The 18,067-nt window shown below is 62.6% G+C and carries 15 protein-coding genes; 10 read left to right on the forward strand and 5 right to left on the reverse strand.

Annotated elements, in window-relative coordinates; genetic code table 11:
* Positions 1 to 98: 98 nt before the first annotated feature.
* The 4 genes from AB7813_RS24720 to AB7813_RS24735 are packed head-to-tail and all read left to right on the forward strand — an operon-like array spanning position 99 to position 3,334.
* Positions 99 to 932 carry a branched-chain amino acid ABC transporter permease gene (locus AB7813_RS24720; protein WP_441228995.1) on the forward strand — a complete coding sequence of 278 codons (834 nt, stop codon included), beginning with the start codon at positions 99 to 101 and terminating at the stop codon, positions 930 to 932.
* A complete protein-coding gene (locus AB7813_RS24725) occupies positions 932 to 1,915 on the forward strand; it encodes a branched-chain amino acid ABC transporter permease (RefSeq protein WP_170849756.1) in 984 nt (327 codons plus the stop codon). The genes AB7813_RS24720 and AB7813_RS24725 overlap by 1 nt, the downstream gene beginning before the upstream one ends.
* On the forward strand, positions 1,912 to 2,646 hold the full coding sequence (locus tag AB7813_RS24730; protein WP_068733262.1) for an ABC transporter ATP-binding protein: 735 nt from the start codon (positions 1,912 to 1,914) through the stop codon (positions 2,644 to 2,646). The genes AB7813_RS24725 and AB7813_RS24730 overlap by 4 nt, the downstream gene beginning before the upstream one ends.
* The gene (locus tag AB7813_RS24735; protein WP_068733264.1) at positions 2,630 to 3,334 is read left to right on the forward strand and encodes an ABC transporter ATP-binding protein; all 705 of its coding nucleotides are present in this window, start codon (positions 2,630 to 2,632) and stop codon (positions 3,332 to 3,334) included. The genes AB7813_RS24730 and AB7813_RS24735 overlap by 17 nt, the downstream gene beginning before the upstream one ends.
* A 21-nt stretch (positions 3,335 to 3,355) precedes the next feature.
* Here AB7813_RS24735 and otnC read toward each other — a convergent pair whose 3' ends face one another.
* Positions 3,356 to 4,021 (reverse strand): 3-oxo-tetronate 4-phosphate decarboxylase, encoded by a 666-nt coding sequence (otnC, locus tag AB7813_RS24740; RefSeq protein ID WP_441228621.1) that lies wholly within the window; start codon positions 4,019 to 4,021, stop codon positions 3,356 to 3,358.
* Positions 4,022 to 4,154: 133 nt separating this feature from the next.
* On the opposite strand from otnC, the gene ltnD reads away from it, so the two are divergent.
* The 5 genes from ltnD to AB7813_RS24765 all read left to right on the forward strand — a co-directional run bounded on the left by ltnD (position 4,155) and on the right by AB7813_RS24765 (position 11,988).
* Complete coding sequence (gene ltnD, locus AB7813_RS24745; RefSeq protein ID WP_441228622.1) at positions 4,155 to 5,072, forward strand: L-threonate dehydrogenase; 918 nt, start codon at positions 4,155 to 4,157, stop codon at positions 5,070 to 5,072.
* A 17-nt stretch (positions 5,073 to 5,089) separates the two neighbouring features.
* A complete protein-coding gene (gene otnI, locus AB7813_RS24750) occupies positions 5,090 to 5,872 on the forward strand; it encodes a 2-oxo-tetronate isomerase (protein WP_116661265.1) in 783 nt (260 codons plus the stop codon).
* Positions 5,869 to 7,146 carry a 3-oxo-tetronate kinase gene (gene otnK, locus AB7813_RS24755; protein ID WP_441228623.1) on the forward strand — a complete coding sequence of 426 codons (1,278 nt, stop codon included), beginning with the start codon at positions 5,869 to 5,871 and terminating at the stop codon, positions 7,144 to 7,146. The genes otnI and otnK overlap by 4 nt, the downstream gene beginning before the upstream one ends.
* Before the next feature lie 458 nt (positions 7,147 to 7,604).
* Positions 7,605 to 10,790 carry an efflux RND transporter permease subunit gene (locus tag AB7813_RS24760; RefSeq protein WP_441228624.1) on the forward strand — a complete coding sequence of 1,062 codons (3,186 nt, stop codon included), beginning with the start codon at positions 7,605 to 7,607 and terminating at the stop codon, positions 10,788 to 10,790.
* Positions 10,780 to 11,988: an efflux RND transporter periplasmic adaptor subunit gene (locus AB7813_RS24765; RefSeq protein ID WP_441228625.1), complete on the forward strand. Its 1,209-nt coding sequence runs from the start codon at positions 10,780 to 10,782 to the stop codon at positions 11,986 to 11,988. The genes AB7813_RS24760 and AB7813_RS24765 overlap by 11 nt, the downstream gene beginning before the upstream one ends.
* A gap of 65 nt (positions 11,989 to 12,053) precedes the next feature.
* On the opposite strand, the gene AB7813_RS24770 is transcribed toward AB7813_RS24765, so the two are convergent.
* Genes AB7813_RS24770 through AB7813_RS24780 form a run of 3 tightly spaced genes read right to left on the reverse strand, consistent with a single transcriptional unit; the run spans position 12,054 to position 15,184 of the window.
* The gene (locus tag AB7813_RS24770; protein WP_175368769.1) at positions 12,054 to 12,509 is read right to left on the reverse strand and encodes a PaaI family thioesterase; all 456 of its coding nucleotides are present in this window, start codon (positions 12,507 to 12,509) and stop codon (positions 12,054 to 12,056) included.
* 6 nt (positions 12,510 to 12,515) lie between these two features.
* Entirely contained in the window at positions 12,516 to 14,033 is a 1,518-nt protein-coding gene (locus tag AB7813_RS24775; RefSeq protein WP_175368770.1) for an acetyl-CoA acetyltransferase, read from the reverse strand.
* A 17-nt stretch (positions 14,034 to 14,050) separates the two neighbouring features.
* Complete coding sequence (locus AB7813_RS24780) at positions 14,051 to 15,184, reverse strand: nitronate monooxygenase (protein WP_441228626.1); 1,134 nt, start codon at positions 15,182 to 15,184, stop codon at positions 14,051 to 14,053.
* Positions 15,185 to 15,395: 211 nt separating this feature from the next.
* On the opposite strand from AB7813_RS24780, the gene AB7813_RS24785 reads away from it, so the two are divergent.
* Positions 15,396 to 17,057, forward strand: a complete 1,662-nt coding sequence (locus AB7813_RS24785; RefSeq protein ID WP_441228627.1) for a flavin-containing monooxygenase — start codon at positions 15,396 to 15,398, stop codon at positions 17,055 to 17,057.
* 184 nt (positions 17,058 to 17,241) lie between these two features.
* On the opposite strand, the gene AB7813_RS24790 is transcribed toward AB7813_RS24785, so the two are convergent.
* Positions 17,242 to 18,033 carry an SDR family NAD(P)-dependent oxidoreductase gene (locus AB7813_RS24790; protein WP_441228628.1) on the reverse strand — a complete coding sequence of 264 codons (792 nt, stop codon included), beginning with the start codon at positions 18,031 to 18,033 and terminating at the stop codon, positions 17,242 to 17,244.
* Between the last annotated feature and the right edge of the window lie 34 nt (positions 18,034 to 18,067).

The following is an 18,067-nucleotide window of genomic DNA, read 5'->3' on the forward strand; positions in this document are numbered from 1 at the left end:
GGTGGTTATGGGTTCCCGCTTTCGCGGGGACGACAGACAGAGAGGATTACTTCGTGACCGCCGCGACCATCATCCAGAGCCTTGCCAGCGGATTGCTGATGGGGCTGCTCTACGGCCTGCTCGCGGTCGGCCTCGCGCTGATCTTCGGGTTGATGGACGTCACCAACTTCGCCCATGGCGAATTCCTGATGTTGGCGATGTACCTCACCTTCTTCCTGTTCATGTTCTGGGCGGTCGACCCACTGCTGTCGATCCCGCTGGTGGCGGCCGGCATGTTCGTGTTCGGCGCGGTGATCTATCTCGTGATCATACGCTTCGCGATGCGGGCCAAGGCCAATATCGGCATGGTGCAGATCTTCGCAACCTTCGGCCTCGCCATTCTGATGCGCGGCCTCGCCCAGTTCTTCTTCACCCCGGATTATCGCAGCATCCCGGCCTCGATACTCGGCGGCAAGACGATCTCGATCTTCGGCGTATTTCTGCCGGTGCCACAGCTGGTCGGCGCGCTGATTTCCATTGCTGCCTTCGGCGCGCTCTACTTCTTCATGAAGAAGACCGACTTCGGTCGCGCGCTCGAAGCGACCCGTGAGGATGCCGGTGCCGTGGCGCTGGTCGGCATCGACAAGAACAAGGTGTTCGCCCTCGGCTGGGGCCTAGGCTCGGCGCTGATCGGTCTCGCCGGCGGCGTGATGGCGATCTTCTTCTACATCTATCCCGACGTTGGCGCGTCCTTTGCGCTAATCGCTTACGTCACCGTGGCGCTCGGCGGCTTTGGCAGCGTGTTCGGCGCGTTCGCGGGCGGCATCATCGTCGGTCTGGTCGAGGCGACCACGGCGATGATCCTGCCGCCGTCGCTCAAATCGGTCGGCATCTATGCCGTCTATCTTCTCGTTGTCTTTGTCCGGCCGCGCGGCCTGTTCGGATCGATCTGATGGACAGCTTCACACAGCGTCGCCGCCGCGACCTCATCCTCGCCGCCGCGCTTGCGGCCATCGCCGCCTGCGTGCCGTTCTTCGTCAAGGACGTCTATGTCCAGAACATCATGGTGCTGACCCTGATGTATGCGGCGCTGTCGCAGGCCTGGAACATCCTTGGCGGCTACTGCGGCCAGATCTCGCTCGGCCACGCGCTATATTTCGGCCTCGGCGCCTATACGACGGCGCTGCTGTTCACCAAATTCGGCGTGCTGCCGTGGTTCGGCATGCTCGGCGGTGGCATCATCTCCGCGCTGATCGCGCTCGCATTGGGCTATCCGACCTTCCGCCTGCGCGGCCACTATTTCGTCATCGCCACCATCGTCATCGCCGAAATTGGCTTCCTGCTGTTCCACAACTGGGACTATGCCGGTGCGGCGCTCGGCATCGACATTCCCGTGCGCGGCGATAGCTGGGCCAAGTTCCAGTTCACGCGCAGCAAGCTGCCGTTCTACTACTTCGCCCTCGTGTTCTGCTGCGTCGCCTGGTTCATCACCTGGTGGTTGGAAGACTCCAAATGGGGCTTCTGGTGGCGCGCGGTGAAGGATAATCCCGATGCGGCCGAAAGCCTCGGCGTCGTGGTGTTCAATTCCAAGATGGGCGCCGCTGCCGTCTCCGCTTTCCTCACCGCGATCGGCGGCGCTTTCTATGCGCAGTTCGTCTCCTATATCGATCCTGAAAGCGTCATGACCTTCCAGTTCTCGCTGCTGATGGCACTGCCGGCGGTGCTGGGCGGTATCGGTACGCTATGGGGACCCGTGCTCGGCGCGGTCATCCTGATCCCGATGACCGAACTGACGCGCTCCTTCATCGGCGGCTCCGGCCGCGGCGTCGATCTCATCCTCTATGGCGCAGTGATCGTCGTGATCTCGCTGGCGCGGCCCGATGGTTTGATCGGCCTGTTCTCGCGACGTCCGGCTTCGAAAGGAGTGCCGCAATGACGACACCTCTTCTCGAAACCCGTGGCGTCTGGCAGCGCTTCGGCGGCCTGATCGCCAATAGCGACGTCTCGATCTCCGTCGGCGCTGGCGAAATCGTCGGCCTGATCGGGCCGAACGGCGCCGGCAAGTCGACACTGTTCAACCTGATCGCCGGCGTGCTGCCGCCGACGCAGGGCACGATCTGGTTCAACGGCGAGAACGTCACGCAGATGCCGGCGGCGGAACGCTGCCAGCGCGGTATCGCGCGCACCTTCCAGGTGGTGAAGAGCTTCGAGACCATGACCGTGATCGACAACGTCATCGTCGGCGCGCTGATCCGCAACGAAAAGATGCGCGATGCGCGGCGCAAGGCACATGAGGTGCTTGAGTTCTGCGGTCTTGCCCCGCGCGCCGACAAGCTTGCTAGGGATCTCATTCCGTCGGAGAAGCGCCGCCTCGAAGTGGCGCGTGCGCTGGCCACCGAGCCCAAACTCCTGATGCTCGACGAGTGTCTTACCGGCCTCACGCCGCTCGAGGCGCAGTCGGGCGTGGCCCTGGTCCGCAAGGTCCGCGAGACCGGCGTCACCGTGCTGATGGTCGAACACGTCATGGAAATCGTCATGCCGCTGGTCGACCGCGCCATCGTGCTCAATCTCGGCAAGAAGCTCGTCGAGGGCAAACCCGCGGATGTCGTGCGGCATCCTGAAGTCATCAGTGCATATCTCGGGGATCGCCATGCTGTCGGTGCGTGAGGCCACCACCGCCTATCAGGGGCTGGTCGCCATTTCGGACGTCACCATCGACGTCGCCAAGGGCGAGATCGTCGCCGTCTGCGGCTCCAACGGCGCCGGCAAGTCGACGCTGATCAAGACCATCGCCGGCGCCGAGCGTCCGCGTTCGGGCACCGTCACCTTCGATGGCGAGCAGATCAACGGCGTGCCGCAGCATCTCATCACCGCGCGCGGCATCGCCTATGTGCCGGAAAACCGCCGGCTGTTTCCGCGGTTGTCGGTGGAAGACAACCTCCGCCTCGGCAGCTACATGTATCGCGGCAAGCCCGATCGCGACGAGCCGTTGAAGCTGGTGTTCGACCTGTTCCCGCGCCTTTCCGAACGTCTCGAGCAGCGCGCCGAAACCCTGTCCGGCGGCGAGCAGCAGATGCTGGCCATCAGCCGCGCACTGATGACCCGTCCGCGCCTGTTGATGCTCGACGAGCCGTCGCAGGGCATCATGCCGAAGCTGGTGGACGAGATCTTTCAGGCGGTCATCAAGATCCGCGACGCGGGCATGACTGTGCTGATCGTCGAGCAGCGCATGGCCGAAGTGCTGGAGATCGCCGACCGCGCCTACATCCTGCAGACCGGCCGCGTCCAGATGCAGGGCAAGGCCTCGGAGATTGCGACCAATCCGGATGTGCGCAAGGCGTATCTGGGGCTGTAAGTTGTTGCGGGACGTGGGCGACTAGTGCCCATGCGCGTCATGATCGGGCAGAACCAGCCCGAACGTCGCCACCAGGTCCTTCACTTGTGCCGGCGTCAGGTGCCGCGGGTTGAGCCCGCGCAGCAGCAGATAGAGTTTCGCGGTCTCTTCGAGTTCCTCGATGGCATAGACCGCTGCTTCCAGCGTGTCGCCGGACACCACCGGGCCGTGATTGGCCAGCAGCACCGATGAATATTTGCCGGCGAGGCCCTTGATGGCATCGGCGACCGCCGGATCGCCCGGCCGATAATACGGCACCAGGGCCGTCGCGCCGCATTTCATCAGGTAATAGGGCGTCATCGGCGGCAGCACCGCGCGTGGGTCGATCTCCGGCAGCATCGAGACCGCGACCGAATGGGTCGAATGCAGATGCACCACGGCGCGGGCGGCGCTGCGGGTCTCATACAGCGCCGTATGCAGCGGAACCTCTTTGGTCGGCGCATCGCCAGACATGAGGCGGCCGTTGCTGTCGAGGCGCGATAGCCGGGCCGGATCGAGTGAGCCCAGTGACGCATTGGTCGGGCTCACGAGCCAGCCGCCATCATCGCAGCGCACACTGATATTGCCTGATGAGCCCGGCGTCAGCCCGCGGTCGAACAGCGAGCGGCCGAGCCGGCAGATCTCTTCACGCAGCTTTGTGTCAGTCACCGGATGTCCTCGGTCTTTTCTTGGCATTTCCTCGTGATGCTTTTTCCCACGCTTTGGCATGATGGCCAAGCCGTGTTACCGAGAGGCAAGGCCGCCTCAAGCTGGCCATCGAGGACCCCTAGGGAATTGCCGCATGTCACCTGCATCTGAAAAACCACGCGTCGTCGTTATTGGTCTGGGATCGATGGGCTATGGCATGGCCTTGTCGCTCAAGAAGGCCGGCTTCATGGTGACCGGCTGTGACGTCTCGGCGGATGCGGTGAAGCGCTTCGTGGCCGACGGAGGGCAGGGCGCGGATACCCCGGCCGGCGCTGCGCAGGGCGCGGATATCGTCATCAGCGTCGTCGTCAATGCCGCGCAGACGGCGAGCATCCTGTTCGGGACGGATGGCGTTGCCGAAACGCTGCCGAAAGGTGCGGTATTCGTATCGTCCGCGACGATGGATCCCGATGTCGCCCGCCGTCTCGCTGGGGATCTCGAAGCCACCGGCCGACATTACCTCGATGCCCCGATCTCCGGCGGTGCACAGCGCGCGGCGCAGGGCGAACTCACCATTCTTGCATCCGGCAGCGAGGCTGCCTTTGCCAAGGCGCGGCCGGCGCTCGATGCGATGGCCGCCAAGCTCTACGAACTCGGTGATGCCGCCGGGCAGGGCGCCGCTTTCAAGATGATCAACCAGCTCCTCGCAGGCGTACATATCGCCGCCGCCTCGGAAGCCATCGCGTTTGCCGCCAAGCAGGGTCTTGATATCCGCAAGGTCTACGAGGTGATCACCGCCTCCGCCGGCAACTCCTGGATGTTCGAGAACCGCATGCCGCATGTGCTCGATGGCGATTACACGCCGCGTAGCGCGGTCGACATCTTCGTCAAGGATCTTGGCATCATCCAGGACATGGCGCGTACAGCGAAATTCCCCGTGCCGGTCTCCGCTGCGGCACTGCAGATGTTTCTGATGACCTCGGCCTCCGGCATGGGCCGCGATGATGATGCGTCGGTGGCGCGGATGTATGCCAAGGTCACCGGCACCAAGCTGCCGGGCGAGCCGAACTAAGAACACGAGGACGATCGATGCCCCGCTTCGCCGCCAATCTCAGCATGATGTTCAACGAACACGCGTTCCTCGATCGCTTCGATGCCGCGGCCAAGGCTGGCTTCACGGCGGTGGAATTCCTGTTTCCCTATGAGCATCCGCCGGAGGCGATTGCCGAGCGGCTGGAGCGCAATGGCCTGAAGCAGGTGCTGTTCAATCTGCCGCCGGGCGACTGGAATGCCGGTGAGAAGGGTTTTGCCGCACGTCCCGACAAGTTCGATGAGCTCAGGCAGAGCATTCACACGGCACTGCCCTATGCCCTGGCCACCAATGTCCGCCGGCTGCACATGATGGCCGGTCTCGCCGATCGCCGTGATCCGAAGGCCGTGGCGGCCTTCCGCAAATCCGTTGAATGGGCCGCGAACTTTCTCGGCGAACATGGCGTCGACGTGGTGATCGAGCCGATCAACCCGCGCGACGTGCCTGGTTACTTTCTCAACGACTTCATGTTCGCACGCGACATCATCGCCGACATGAAGATTCCCAATCTCGGGCTGCAGTTCGATATCTATCACTGCCAGATCATGCACGGTGACGTCACGATGCGGCTGCGCGAGATGCTGCCGTGGATCGGGCATATCCAGATCGCGAGCGTGCCATCGCGCAACGAGCCGTCCGGCGAGGAACTGAACTATCCTTTCCTGTTCGATGAACTCGACCGGATCGGCTACGACAATTATGTCGGTTGCGAATATCGCCCGGCCGGCGACACGGTCGCAGGACTTGGCTGGTTCAAGCCCTATGCCGGAGTGAAAGCATGACGCTGGCGCTGGGCTGCATCGCTGACGACTACACGGGTGCGTCCGACCTGGCCAACACGCTGACCCGCTGCGGTCTGCGCACGGTGCAGACCATCGGCATTCCTGCTGATGATCTGCAGCTGCCGGACGTCGATGCCGTTGTAGTATCGCTGAAGAGTCGCTCGATCGCGGCCAGCAAGGCGGTCGAGAAATCGCGCGCCGCCGAAAAATGGATGCGCAGCCGCGGCGCGGATCATGTGCTGTTCAAGATCTGTTCGACATTCGATTCCACCGATGCCGGCAATATCGGCCCGGTGATGGACGCGTTGCGGCTCGATTCCGGTGACAATATCGTGCTGGTGACGCCGGCATTCCCCGAGACCGGCCGCACGGTCTATCAGGGCAATCTGTTCGTTGGCTCTGTGCCGCTGAACGAGAGTCCGCTGAAGGATCACCCGCTCAATCCGATGCACGACTCCAATCTCGTCCGTGTGCTGGCGCGGCAGAGCGCGACAAATATCGGGTTGGTCGATCTCGGAGTTGTCGCCTGCGGCGCCGACGTGGTGCGGACGCATCTCGATGGACTGTCGGAGAATGGCTTTGGCGCGGCGATCATCGACGCGGTGTTTGCCAGCGATCTGGAAACCATCGGTGCGGTCGCCTTAGGTCATCGCGTCTCGGTCGGTGCGTCCGGTATGGGGCTTGGTCTCGCGCGTGCGCTGGTTGCGTCCGGCCGCGTCAAGGCGAATGCGGCGACCTCGATCAAGGATACGCCTGTGGGCGGCGCTGCAGCCTGTCTGGCCGGCAGTTGCTCGCAGGCGACGCTGCAGCAGATCGCGCGCGCCGAACTGGTGATGCCGGTGTTGCATCTCGATCCCGAACAGGTGATTGCCGGCGGCGCGGAAGTCCAGCGCGCGCTCGGCTGGGCGAAGGAGCGGCTCGGCAAAGGCCCGGTCCTGATCGCCAGCAGTTCGACGCCGGATCAGGTGACGGCCCTGCAAAAGCGCCATGGCCGCGATCCCGCGGGGCATGCCATCGAGCAGGCGATGGCCGATCTCGCTGAAGGTCTCGTCCGCGCCGGCGTACAACGGCTCGTCGTGGCTGGTGGCGAGACATCCGGCGCTGTCGTGGATCGTTTGGCCATTCCGGGTTTTCTGGTCGGTGCGGAAATCGCCGCCGGCGTGCCGGTGTTGCGCGCGGTCGGTGCGGCGGAGCGCCAGATGTTGCTGGCGCTGAAGTCGGGCAATTTCGGTGGACCGGCTTTTTTTGAAGATGCGCTTAGCCTGATGACCTGATGGATGTCGCCCAATCCCGGGGCGACAGGCTGCCCGAATAGGCAGGGCGCTGCTTGCGCCGCGCGCATTACAGATAGTTCATCTTGACCGGCCCGTGACACCTTGGGTGTCGCGAGCCGCAGCCGCGTCTTTTTAAGCCTAAAACTGTTGTGCAGACGCCACGGCGGCCCGGAAACAATTAACAATACCGCTGAAGTGAATTGCCGTGAGGCTTCGGGCGTTAGCTATTTTGTCGCAGGTCGGGTAAATCTGCTGGCGTGAGCAGGCGCGAGGACCGCCGGTTCGCAACCCCTCATGCAAAGAGGATTGCCCGTTCATTCATGAATCGAGCCGATAGGCTTATGCCGGCCCGGCTCACTAATCGGATGCAGGCGATCTCTCTAAACAGGTGAATTCGATCGTGGGCAGGCGGGTTTCCGCAGTGCCCCTCTCGTCAATGTATCGAGGACTACCCGTTCATGATTTCGTTGGTGCGCATTGCTCTGACCCGGCCTTACACTTTCGTGGTGTTGGCCTTGCTGTTGCTGATCGTCGGGCCGCTGGCCGCGCTTCGCACACCTACCGATATTTTCCCTGACATTCGCATCCCGGTCATCGGGGTGGTCTGGCAGTATACCGGCCTCCCTCCGGATCAAATGTCCGGCCGTATCACCACGCCGTTCCAGCGCGCACTGACCACCACGGTCAATGACATCGAGCATATCACTGCCAATTCCTATGCCGGCTTCGGCATCATCAAGATCTTCTTCCAGCCCAATGTCGACATCCGCACCGCCAATGCGCAGGTCACCGCGATCTCGCAGACGCTGATCAAGCAGTTGCCGCCCGGCGCCACGCCCCCGCTGATTCTGAATTACTCGGCCTCGACGGTTCCAATCATCAATGTTGCTCTGTCAGGCGACGGCCTCACAGAACAGAACCTCGCGGATATCGGCATCAACCAGCTCCGCACGCCGTTGGTCACCGTGCCAGGTGCCGCGATCCCATATCCGTTCGGCGGCAAGCAGCGTCAGATTCAGATCGATCTCAATCCGGGCGCGCTACAGGCGCGTGGTCTCTCGGGTCAGGACGTCGCCAATGCATTGGCGGCGCAGAACCTGATCACGCCGGTCGGCACGCAGAAGATCGGCGAGTTCGAATACACGATCAACCTCAACAACTCGCCGTTGAAAATCGAAGAGCTCGGCCGGCTCCCGATCAAGAGCGTCAACGGCGCTATGGTCTATGTGGATGACGTTGCCACCGTGCGCGACGGCAATCCGCCGCAAACCAATATCGTGCATGTGGACGGCAATCGCTCGGTGCTGATGCAGGTACTGAAGGCTGGCTCGGTTTCCACGCTCGATATCATATCCGGCATCAAGCAGAAGGTGATCGATTATCGCTCTGCGCTGCCGGATGCGTTGAAGATCAGCTATATCGGCGACCAGTCCGGCTTCGTGCGCGGTGCCATCGAGGGTGTGGCCGTGGAAGGCGTCATCGCGGCCTTGCTGACGTCGGTGATGATCCTGTTGTTCCTTGGCAGCTGGCGTTCCACCGTCATCATCGCGGTGTCGATCCCGCTGGCGGTGCTCGGTGCCATCATCATGCTGTCGATGATCGGCGAAACGCTGAACATCATGACGCTGGGCGGTCTGGCGCTCGCAGTCGGCATTCTTGTCGACGACGCCACGGTGACTATCGAGAACATCAATTACCATCTGGAGCAGGGCAAGGACGTCGAGACCTCGATCATGGACGGTGCGGCGCAGATCGTGACGCCGGCTTTCGTGTCGCTGCTGTGTATCTGTATCGTGTTCGTGCCGATGTTCTTCCTCAACGGCATCGCGCGATTCCTGTTCGTGCCGATGGCCGAAGCGGTGATGTTTGCGATGGTCTGGTCGTTCCTGCTGTCGCGCACGCTGGTGCCGACCATGGCCAAGTATCTGCTGCAGCCGCATGTCCATCATGACGGCGAGAAGCCGCCGACCCGCAATCCGCTGGTGCGCTTCCAGCGTGGCTTCGAAGCCGGCTTCGAGCGGATCCGCGGCGGCTATCACGGCCTGCTGGATATGGCGCTGGCGCGGCGCCCCGTTTTTGTGATCGGCTTCCTCGGCGTCGTCGGCGTGTCGTTTCTGCTGGTGCCGTTCCTTGGCCGCAACTTCTTCCCATCGGTCGATGGCGGCGCCATCCTGATGCATGTCCGCGCCCAGGTCGGCACCCGCATCGAGGAAACCGCGAACCAGTTCGCCGATATCACCAAGGCGGTGCGCAAGATCATCCCGCCGGATCAGATCGAGACCATGACCGACAATATCGGCATGCCCGTCTCCGGCATCAATCTCACCTATAACAACACCGGCGTGATCGGCCCGCAGGATGGTGACTTCCAGATCAAGCTGAAGGAAGGCCACAGGCCGACCAAGGAATATGTGCGGCAATTGCGCGAGCAACTGCCGCGGCAGTTCCCGGGTGTCAGCTTCGCCTTCCTGCCTGCCGACATCGTCAGCCAGATCCTGAACTTCGGCGCTCCGGCCCCGATCGACCTGCAGATCCGCGGGGCGAATCTCGCGGCGAACTTCGAATATGCCAACAAGCTGCTCGGCAAGATCCGTCGCATTCCCGGCATTGCCGATGCACGGCTCCAGCAGTCGCCGAACAATCCCGGCTTCAACATCGATGTCGACCGCACCCGTGCGCAGTATGTCGGCCTGACCGAGCGCGATGTCACCAACAGCCTCGTGGTCAACCTCGCAGGTTCGTCGCAAGTCGCGCCGACCTATTATCTCAGTCCTGATAACGGCGTGTCTTATTCCATCGTGATGCAGACGCCGCAATATAAACTGGATTCGCTGGGTGCGCTGGAGACGCTGCCGATCACCGCCGTGAATGCCAGCAACAACTCCCCGATGCTCGGCGGCATTGCCAGCATCAATCGCTCGACCTCGAATGCCGTGGTGTCGCAATATGACATCCAGTCGATGGTGCAGATCTATGCCACCACGCAGGGCCGCGATCTCGGCTCCGTGTCCAACGATATCTACAAGGTGCTCGAAGAAACCAAGGCGGATGTGCCGAAGGGCAGCAATGTGGCGCTGCTCGGTCAGGTGCAGACCATGAACAGCGCCTTTGCCGGCCTGTTGTTCGGCCTGCTCGGCGCTATCGTGCTGATCTATCTCTTGATCGTCGTGAACTTCCAGTCCTGGTCCGATCCGTTCGTGATCATCACCGCGCTGCCGGCGGCACTGGCCGGTATCGTCTGGATGCTGTTCACGACGCAGACGACTTTGTCGGTACCAGCGCTAACCGGCGCCATCATGTGTATGGGTGTCGCGACGGCCAACTCGGTGCTGGTGATTTCCTTCGCCCGCGAGCGTTACGCGATCCTCGGCGACCCCATCAAGGCCGCCTCGGAAGCCGGTTTCGTCCGCTTCCGCCCGGTGTTGATGACGGCTCTGGCCATGATCATCGGCATGGCGCCGATGGCGCTCGGGCTGGGCGAAGGCGGCGAGCAGAATGCGCCACTTGGCCGCGCTGTCATCGGCGGCCTGATTTTTGCTACCATCGCCACGTTGATGTTCGTGCCGGTGGTGTTCAGCATGGTTCACAAGAAACAGCAGCCTGCGCCGGACGCGGCCACCTCGGAGACTTTGCATGCCCACTGAGCAGACCCCCCCGGTGTCACGCCGCAAGCTCGGCCTGGTCGGAGTGATTGGCCTGTGCGCCGCCGGCGCCATCGTCGTCACCGGCATCATGGCCCGCGCCAAGACCGAGACCGACCTGAAGGCCTGGACCGACGATCAGGCGATCCCGACGGTCGCTGTCGCTCCGCCGGATGCCCGCGTCCTCAACGCGTCGCTCGATCTGCCCGGCCGGCTCGAAGCCTATTACCGCGCGCCGATTTTTGCCCGCGTTTCGGGCTATCTGAAGAGCTGGAGCGCCGATATCGGTGCACAGGTCAAATCCGGCCAGGTGATCGCCGAGATCGAAGCCCCGGACCTCGATCAGCAGTTGCTGCAGGCCCGTGCCGATCTCGTCAGTCAGCAGTCCAGCGCTAAACTGTCGGAAGCGACGCTGAACCGCCGCAAGACGCTGGTGGCGTCGAATTTCGTCTCGGCGCAGGAAATCGACGAGCGCACAGCCGATCTGAACAACAAGCGCGCCGCCGTGAATTCCGGCCAGGCCAATGTCGAGCGTCTGGAAGCGCTGGCCGGTTACAAGAAGATCACCGCGCCGTTCGATGGCGTTGTGACCCAGCGCAACACCGACGTCGGCGCGCTGATCTCGGGCGGCACCGGCACCGGTGCCGCGATGTTCGTGGTATCTGATATCAAGAAGCTGCGCGTTTATGTCGACGTGCCGCAGAGCTATGTGCCGGCGATCAGGTTAGGTGCCAAGGCGATCATCAGCGTGCCCGATCATCCGAACAAGACGTTCCCGGCCACGGTGGAAGCTTCGTCGCAATCGGTCGATGTAGCTTCGGGCACCACGCGCATGCAGCTCGTGCTCGACAACCCCAACGGCGAATTGCTGCCGGGTGGTTATGCCAATGTGAAGATGAGCCTCGCGCGTGATTCCGCGCCGCTGCATGTGCCGGCTTCGGCGCTGATCTTCAACAAGAGCGGTCTACGCGTCGCGACCGTTGGCCCGGACGACAAGATACTGTTCAAGACCGTGACCATCGCCAGGGATCTCGGCCGCGACATCGAGCTCGCATCCGGCATCGCCGCCGACGACCGCATCGTCATTGCCCCGCCGGACGGCCTCAACGACGGCGACAAGGTCCGTATCACTGGCGGCAGCGGTACTCCGAAAAGCGGCAAGCCGACGGCCGAGACGGACAAGAAGGAAGTGAAGGGGTAGGGCGTTGACGGCGCGCTATGCCGGGCTCGTATGCCCGGCATAGCGCCCCCTCCGTTTACGATTATCTAGTGCGTGATGCCTTCGCGATCGAACAGCGCCATCAAGGTGCAGCTCATCGTTGCAATCAGCTTCTCCTCGCTCCGCTCCACCGCAAAGGCCTGGCCCTCACAGACCGTTATGGTTCTTCCGGGCTTGAGAACGCGGGCCCGAAACAGGAAATGCTCGCCGCGGGCCGGGGCCAGAAAATTGGTCTTGAATTCGACGGTCAGAACCGCGGCATTGTCGGGCATCAGCGAGAAGGCGGCATACCCGCAGGCTGTATCCAGCGCTGTCGTGATGATGCCGGCATGAATGAACCCGTGCTGCTGCGTAAAGGCGGTGTTGTACGGCATTTTGAGCTCGACTTCGCCGGCTGCCTGACGCGCAACTTCGATACCCAGTGTCGCCATCGCCGTTTGGCGGGCGAAGCTCGCCTGCACGCGGGCCTCGAAGTTTGCGTCCTTTGGAATGAATTTGGTCATTTCGCTTTATCGCGCCTTTCGCCACTCCAGCACGCCGTCACCTGCCGTGCTGATCGGCCCTGACGCTCCCACCGGCGTCTTGTCCTGATCCATCAGAAACGCCAGCGTCGCCTGGTCCTGCACCGGCACACGCGCCAGCGCGCGTTCATTGGCAGCAGTGCGCAGGATCACCACGCCGTGCTCGATCTCGCCGCTGCGGCCGTAGATCACCGTGAAGCTTTCGACAGTGCCGTTGCCCGAGGCCTCGGTGACATATGTCGGAACGGGCTTGCGGTTGCGATCAGCGTCTGCCTGCACGTTTGTATCCTGTGCGATCGGTGCCTTGGGTATCTCCTTCGACACCACCAGCGCGTGGTGCTTGGTGACGAAGCCGCCTTGCGCGTAGAGCAATCCAGTCTTGGTCCCCGCGCGGATTTTGCGGACCATCGCGCAGGCGGCATGCGCCATGTAGTCGTTCAGCGGCGCGCCAAAGAAGGTGAGACCGCCGGTCACGGTTGGTTGTACATCGCTGCCAAGGCCGAGGGTGCGGCGGGCCATCTTCGGCACGCAGGGGAAGCAGCTATAGAGCTCGATGGCGCCGAAATTCTTGCCGGAGCCGCCGACCAGATCCATCGCGACTTTCAGCACCGCATTCTGCGCGTGGCTTTCCACATACTGGTCGCGGTCGAGATAGTCGCGCGGCTCCTCGGCCGAAGCGCCGCCCCAGATATGCACGATGCGATCCTCGGGCACGCCGGCAGCGCGCGCCTTGGCAAGGCTGGTGACGAGGATGGCGGCCGACTGGTTCACCATCGGATTGGCGACCATCAGCTTGGTATAGGGCCAGGCGATCAGCCGGTTGTCAGGCGTCGGCGTTGTGATCTCGTCGGGCGTGAAGGCCTTCTTGTTCCACGCTTCCGGATTGGTCGCCGCGACGCCTGCATAGCGCGACCACAGCTCGCCGGATTCGCGATGGGCCTCGCGCGGCGTCTGGCCCCAATGCGCGGCGGAGGCGGCTTCATAGAACGGGTAGACCGTGACCGGTTTGGCCACGCCGAGCTTGGTCGCCATCGGCTTCTGGTAGTTGGCACCGCGCAGCGGCTCCGGCGCATCCTTGGCGAATGGCGTCCAGGGCAGATCCACCTTGGCGCGTTCGGCCTTGGTGGCCGTGCCCTGCGATTCCGCGCCGGTGATCGCTGCGACCTGAGATTCGCCGCGCGCGATACGCTTGGCTGCTTCATGAATGTAACGGATCGGGCTCTCGCCGCCGACCGGGCCGTAATAGGCGTGCTTCGGCGCGATGCCGAGCTTCTCGCTGAGTTGCTTCTCCGGTGCGGTGTAGCGCCAGCTCAGGAAGTTCACGATGTCGAGCGAGTCGATATCCCCAAGCAGCTTCCCGCCAGAGTCCTGCTCCGCGCGCTTCAGCGCCTCGATCATCAGCGCGAGCGGCTCGAGACCCTCCGTGAGCTCCTTCGGATGATCCGAGAATTCGCCGACGCCGACGATGACGGGGATGCGGTCTTCAGCTTGGTTCGACACTGCCATTGTTCTTGCTCTTGCCTCTATTCGGAAACCAGCATGGTGAGGTGCTCCGCCGCTTCGGCAAAGTCCTCCTTGAACTCCTGCACAACTGCGCCTGCCGACTTGACGCTGTCAATCAGGCCGACGCCCTGGCCGACGAAATAGCTGACCAGATCTCGCGCCTGCGCATTGCCTGCGGCTGCGGAACGATCAATCGAGGCGAAGGCGTCGCGGCTGATCAGGCTCTGCAGTGGCATCGGCAGTGCGCCTGGGCTGTCTTCGCCGCGATCCCAGGCATCGGTCCAGACCGAGCGCAATTGCCGTGCGGGCTTGCCGGTACGGCCCCTGGAGCGGATCGCATCGCGCGACGAGGCGGCAATCATCTTCTCGCGAAAGATTTCGGAGGTTTCAGATTCCGTGGTTGTGAGCCACACCGAACCGGTCCAGACGCCTGCCGCGCCCATCGCCATGCAGCCGGCCATCTGCCGCCCGGTCATGATGCCGCCGGCGGCGAGCACCGGGACCTCGCGCATCGGCTTGACGGCCTTGATCACCTCCGGCACCAGCACCATGGTCGAGACCTCGCCGCAATGGCCGCCGGCCTCGGTACCCTGCGCCACGAGAATATCGACGCCGGCCGCAACCTGCCGGATCGCATGTTCCTTAGCACCGACGAGTGCCGCCACCGGGACGCCATGGGCTTTGCCCATCTCGATCATCGCCTTCGGTGGCACGCCGAGTGCATTGGCGATCAGCCGGATCGGATGATTGAAGGAAACGTCGAGCAGCCGCAGTGCAGTCTCGCCATCGAATGGCTGCGGCTGGTCGGCGGACACTTCGGTGATCCTGAGATCGACGCCGTATTTCTTCAGCAGGCTCTTGGTGAAAGCGCGATGTTCCGGCGTGATGCGGCGCTCAAGCGATTTCCAGGTGACGTCCTTTTCGCCTGATGTGGAGATATTCTCCGGGATCAGCACGTCGATGCCGTAGGGCTTGCCGTCGACGTGATCGTCGATCCACTTCAGTTCCTGCTCCAGCGTCTCCGGAGAATGCGCGGTGGCGCCGAGCACACCGAAGCCGCCGGCACGGCTGACGGCAGCAACCACGTCGCGGCAATGGCTGAAGGCGAGTAGCGGAAACGCGATGCCCAGCATCTCGCAGATCGGCGACTTCATCGGCGTGTCTCCCTGAATCTCTTGTGACCCGCTTCATGTGGCGAGTTCGTGATGAACGCTAGCGTATGGGGAAGGGCGATGCCAAGCGGACGAGGGGCATTCCGCCTGGCAAAATACCGGGGCAACGACGCCCGATTTCCTGCTTGCGCTTTCGCGTTATGCGGGAAATGCTACCTGTAACAAGCAAAGCAAAAAATACGGGAGTGAACGCATGGCCGCTGCTCAGCCGCAACCTGTCTCGCATCAGAACGCGCGTATCGATGTCGTGGTCGTCGGCGCCGGATTCGCGGGGCTTTATCTGCTGCACAAGCTGCGCGGCCTCGGTCTCCACGTGAAAGTTTTCGAACAGGGCGGCGATGTCGGCGGGACCTGGTACTGGAACCGCTACCCCGGCGCGCGCTGCGACGTCGAGAGCATGCAGTATTCGTTCTCGTTCGATAACAAGTTGCAGCAGGAATGGGACTGGAGCGAGCGCTATGCGCCGCAACCGGAAATCCTGCGCTATGCCGGCCATGTCGCCGATCGCTACGATCTGCGGAAGGACATCCAGTTCAATACGACGGTGAAATCCGCGGTATTCGATGAGCGCGCCAATCGATGGACGGTAACGACTTCCGATGGTCAGGCCACCATCGCGCAGCATGTCGTACTCGCGACGGGTTGCCTGTCGAACGCCCGCACGCCCGAATTCAGGGGCATGAAGGATTTCAAGGGCAAGGTCTATCACACCGGCAACTGGCCGCATGAGACAGTCGATTTCACCGGCCTGCGCGTCGGCGTCATCGGCACCGGATCGTCAGCAATCCAGTCGATCCCGCTGATCGCCGAGCAGGCGAGCCAGCTCACTGTGTTCCAGCGCACCGCAAATTTCAGCGTGCCGGCGCGCAACGCGCCGCTCACCGATGATGAGCGCAAATCGTTTCGCGACAATTATCCGGAAATTCGCCGGCAGGCGCGTGAGGATTTCAAGAACGGCATCGTGCAGCCGATTCCGGATCGCGGCGCGCTCGACGATCCGGAACATGAAAGGCGTGAGAAGTATCATGCGCGATGGACATCGGGCGGGCTTACCTTCATGGGCGTCTACAATAACCTGGTCCTGGATCAGCGCGCCAACGATACCGCTGCCGATTTTATCCGCGAGAGAATTTCAGAGATCGTCAGCGATCCGGTCACAGCGAAACTTCTGCAGCCGAAGGATCATCCAGTCGGATCCAAGCGTATCTGCGTCGACACAGATTACTATGCGACCTTCAATCGCCCGCATGTGACGCTGGTCGATATCAAGGCTCATCCGATCGAGCAGATTCTGCCGCACGCCGTGCGCACCGGTGGCAAGGATTACGAGGTCGACGCACTGGTGCTCGCCACCGGCTTCGACGCGATGACCGGCTCGGTTGCCAAGATCGACATTCGTGGTCGCGGCGGCCAGACGCTGAATGACAAATGGGCGGAAGGTCCGCGAACCTATCTCGGCTTGATGAGCGCCGGCTTCCCGAACCTCTTTATCGTCACCGGCCCCGGCTCACCGTCTGTGCTGTCGAACATGATCGTGTCCATCGAGCAGCATGTCGACTGGATTACCGATTGCCTGAGCTATATGCGCGACCGCGGCGCCGAGGTGATGGAGGCAACGCGTCCCGCCGAGGACAAATGGGTCGCTCATGTCAACGAGGTGGCGGCTGGCACGCTCTATCCCCAAGCCAATTCCTGGTACATGGGTGCGAATATCCCCGGCAAGCCGCAGATATTCATGCCTTATATCGGCGGCGTCGGTGTCTACCGGCAGATCTGCAATGATGTCGCAGCAAAGGACTATGAGGGATTTGCGATGACGGTGGGCGCGCGGCCAAAGGAGGCGGTGGCGTCGTAGAGGTGGGCGACTTTCTTTCCCTCTCCTCCAGCGCAGCGAAGCTGCGCGCAGTGGGAGAGGGTGGATCGAACGCGCAAAGCGCGTTCGAGACGGGAGAGGGGCAGCCGCAAGCTCCGAGTCCAGCACCCCTCTCCCGCCTTCGCTTCGCTCAGGCACCCTCTCCCGCAAGGGGAGAGGGAAGAAATCAAAACGCCGTATACCCGCCATCGATCACGAACGTATCCGCCGTGTGATACGATGACGCCTTGCTCATCAGATAGACAGCGATGCCGCCGAAATCCGATGGTTCGCCGAAACGGCGCACCGGAATGCGCGGCATGACATTGGCGACGAATTTCTCGTTGCCCATGATCCCGGCGGTCATGTCGCTCTTGATCCAGCCGGGCAGGATCGCATTGGCTGTCACGCCCTGACGGGCCAATTCGACGGCCAGCGCGCGCACCAGCGCATTGATCGCCGCCTTGGTCGCCGCATAGTGTTCGTTACGGGCAGTGCCGAAGATCGAGGCAAGGCTCGAGGTCGCGACCAGCCGGCCGAACTTGTCACCGGCTTCGGCGCGTTCGGTCATGTGGCGCGCGGCAACCTGGAAGGCATGAAAGACGCCGTCCAGATTGGTCGCGAACATGGTGCGCCACTGCTCTTCGGTGCGGTCGATGAAATTGTGCCGGCCGCCGCCGCCGATGCCGGCATTGGCGAAGCAGCCATCGACGCGTCCGAATGTCCTGAGCGTGGCATCCATCGCCGATTTCACCGAGGCGGTGTCGGTGACGTCGCAGATCAGCGTGTCGACCTTGCCGGTGCAGTCCGCCATGGTGGCAGCCGCGGCCTTGTTCTTCTCGGCGTTGCGGCCCCAGATCGAGACGTTGCAACCGGCGGTGGCCAGCGCCTGCGCGATGCCGAGGCCGATACCGCCGTTGCCGCCGGTGATGACGGCCACGCGGCCGCTGAGGTCGAATATCTGTGTAGGCGTTGCCATGTCAGCGTTTCCATATTTGGCGCACGTTATGCCG

It is taken from the genome of Tardiphaga sp. 20_F10_N6_6 (assembly GCF_052076045.1).
GTDB lineage: Bacteria > Pseudomonadota > Alphaproteobacteria > Rhizobiales > Xanthobacteraceae > Tardiphaga > Tardiphaga robiniae.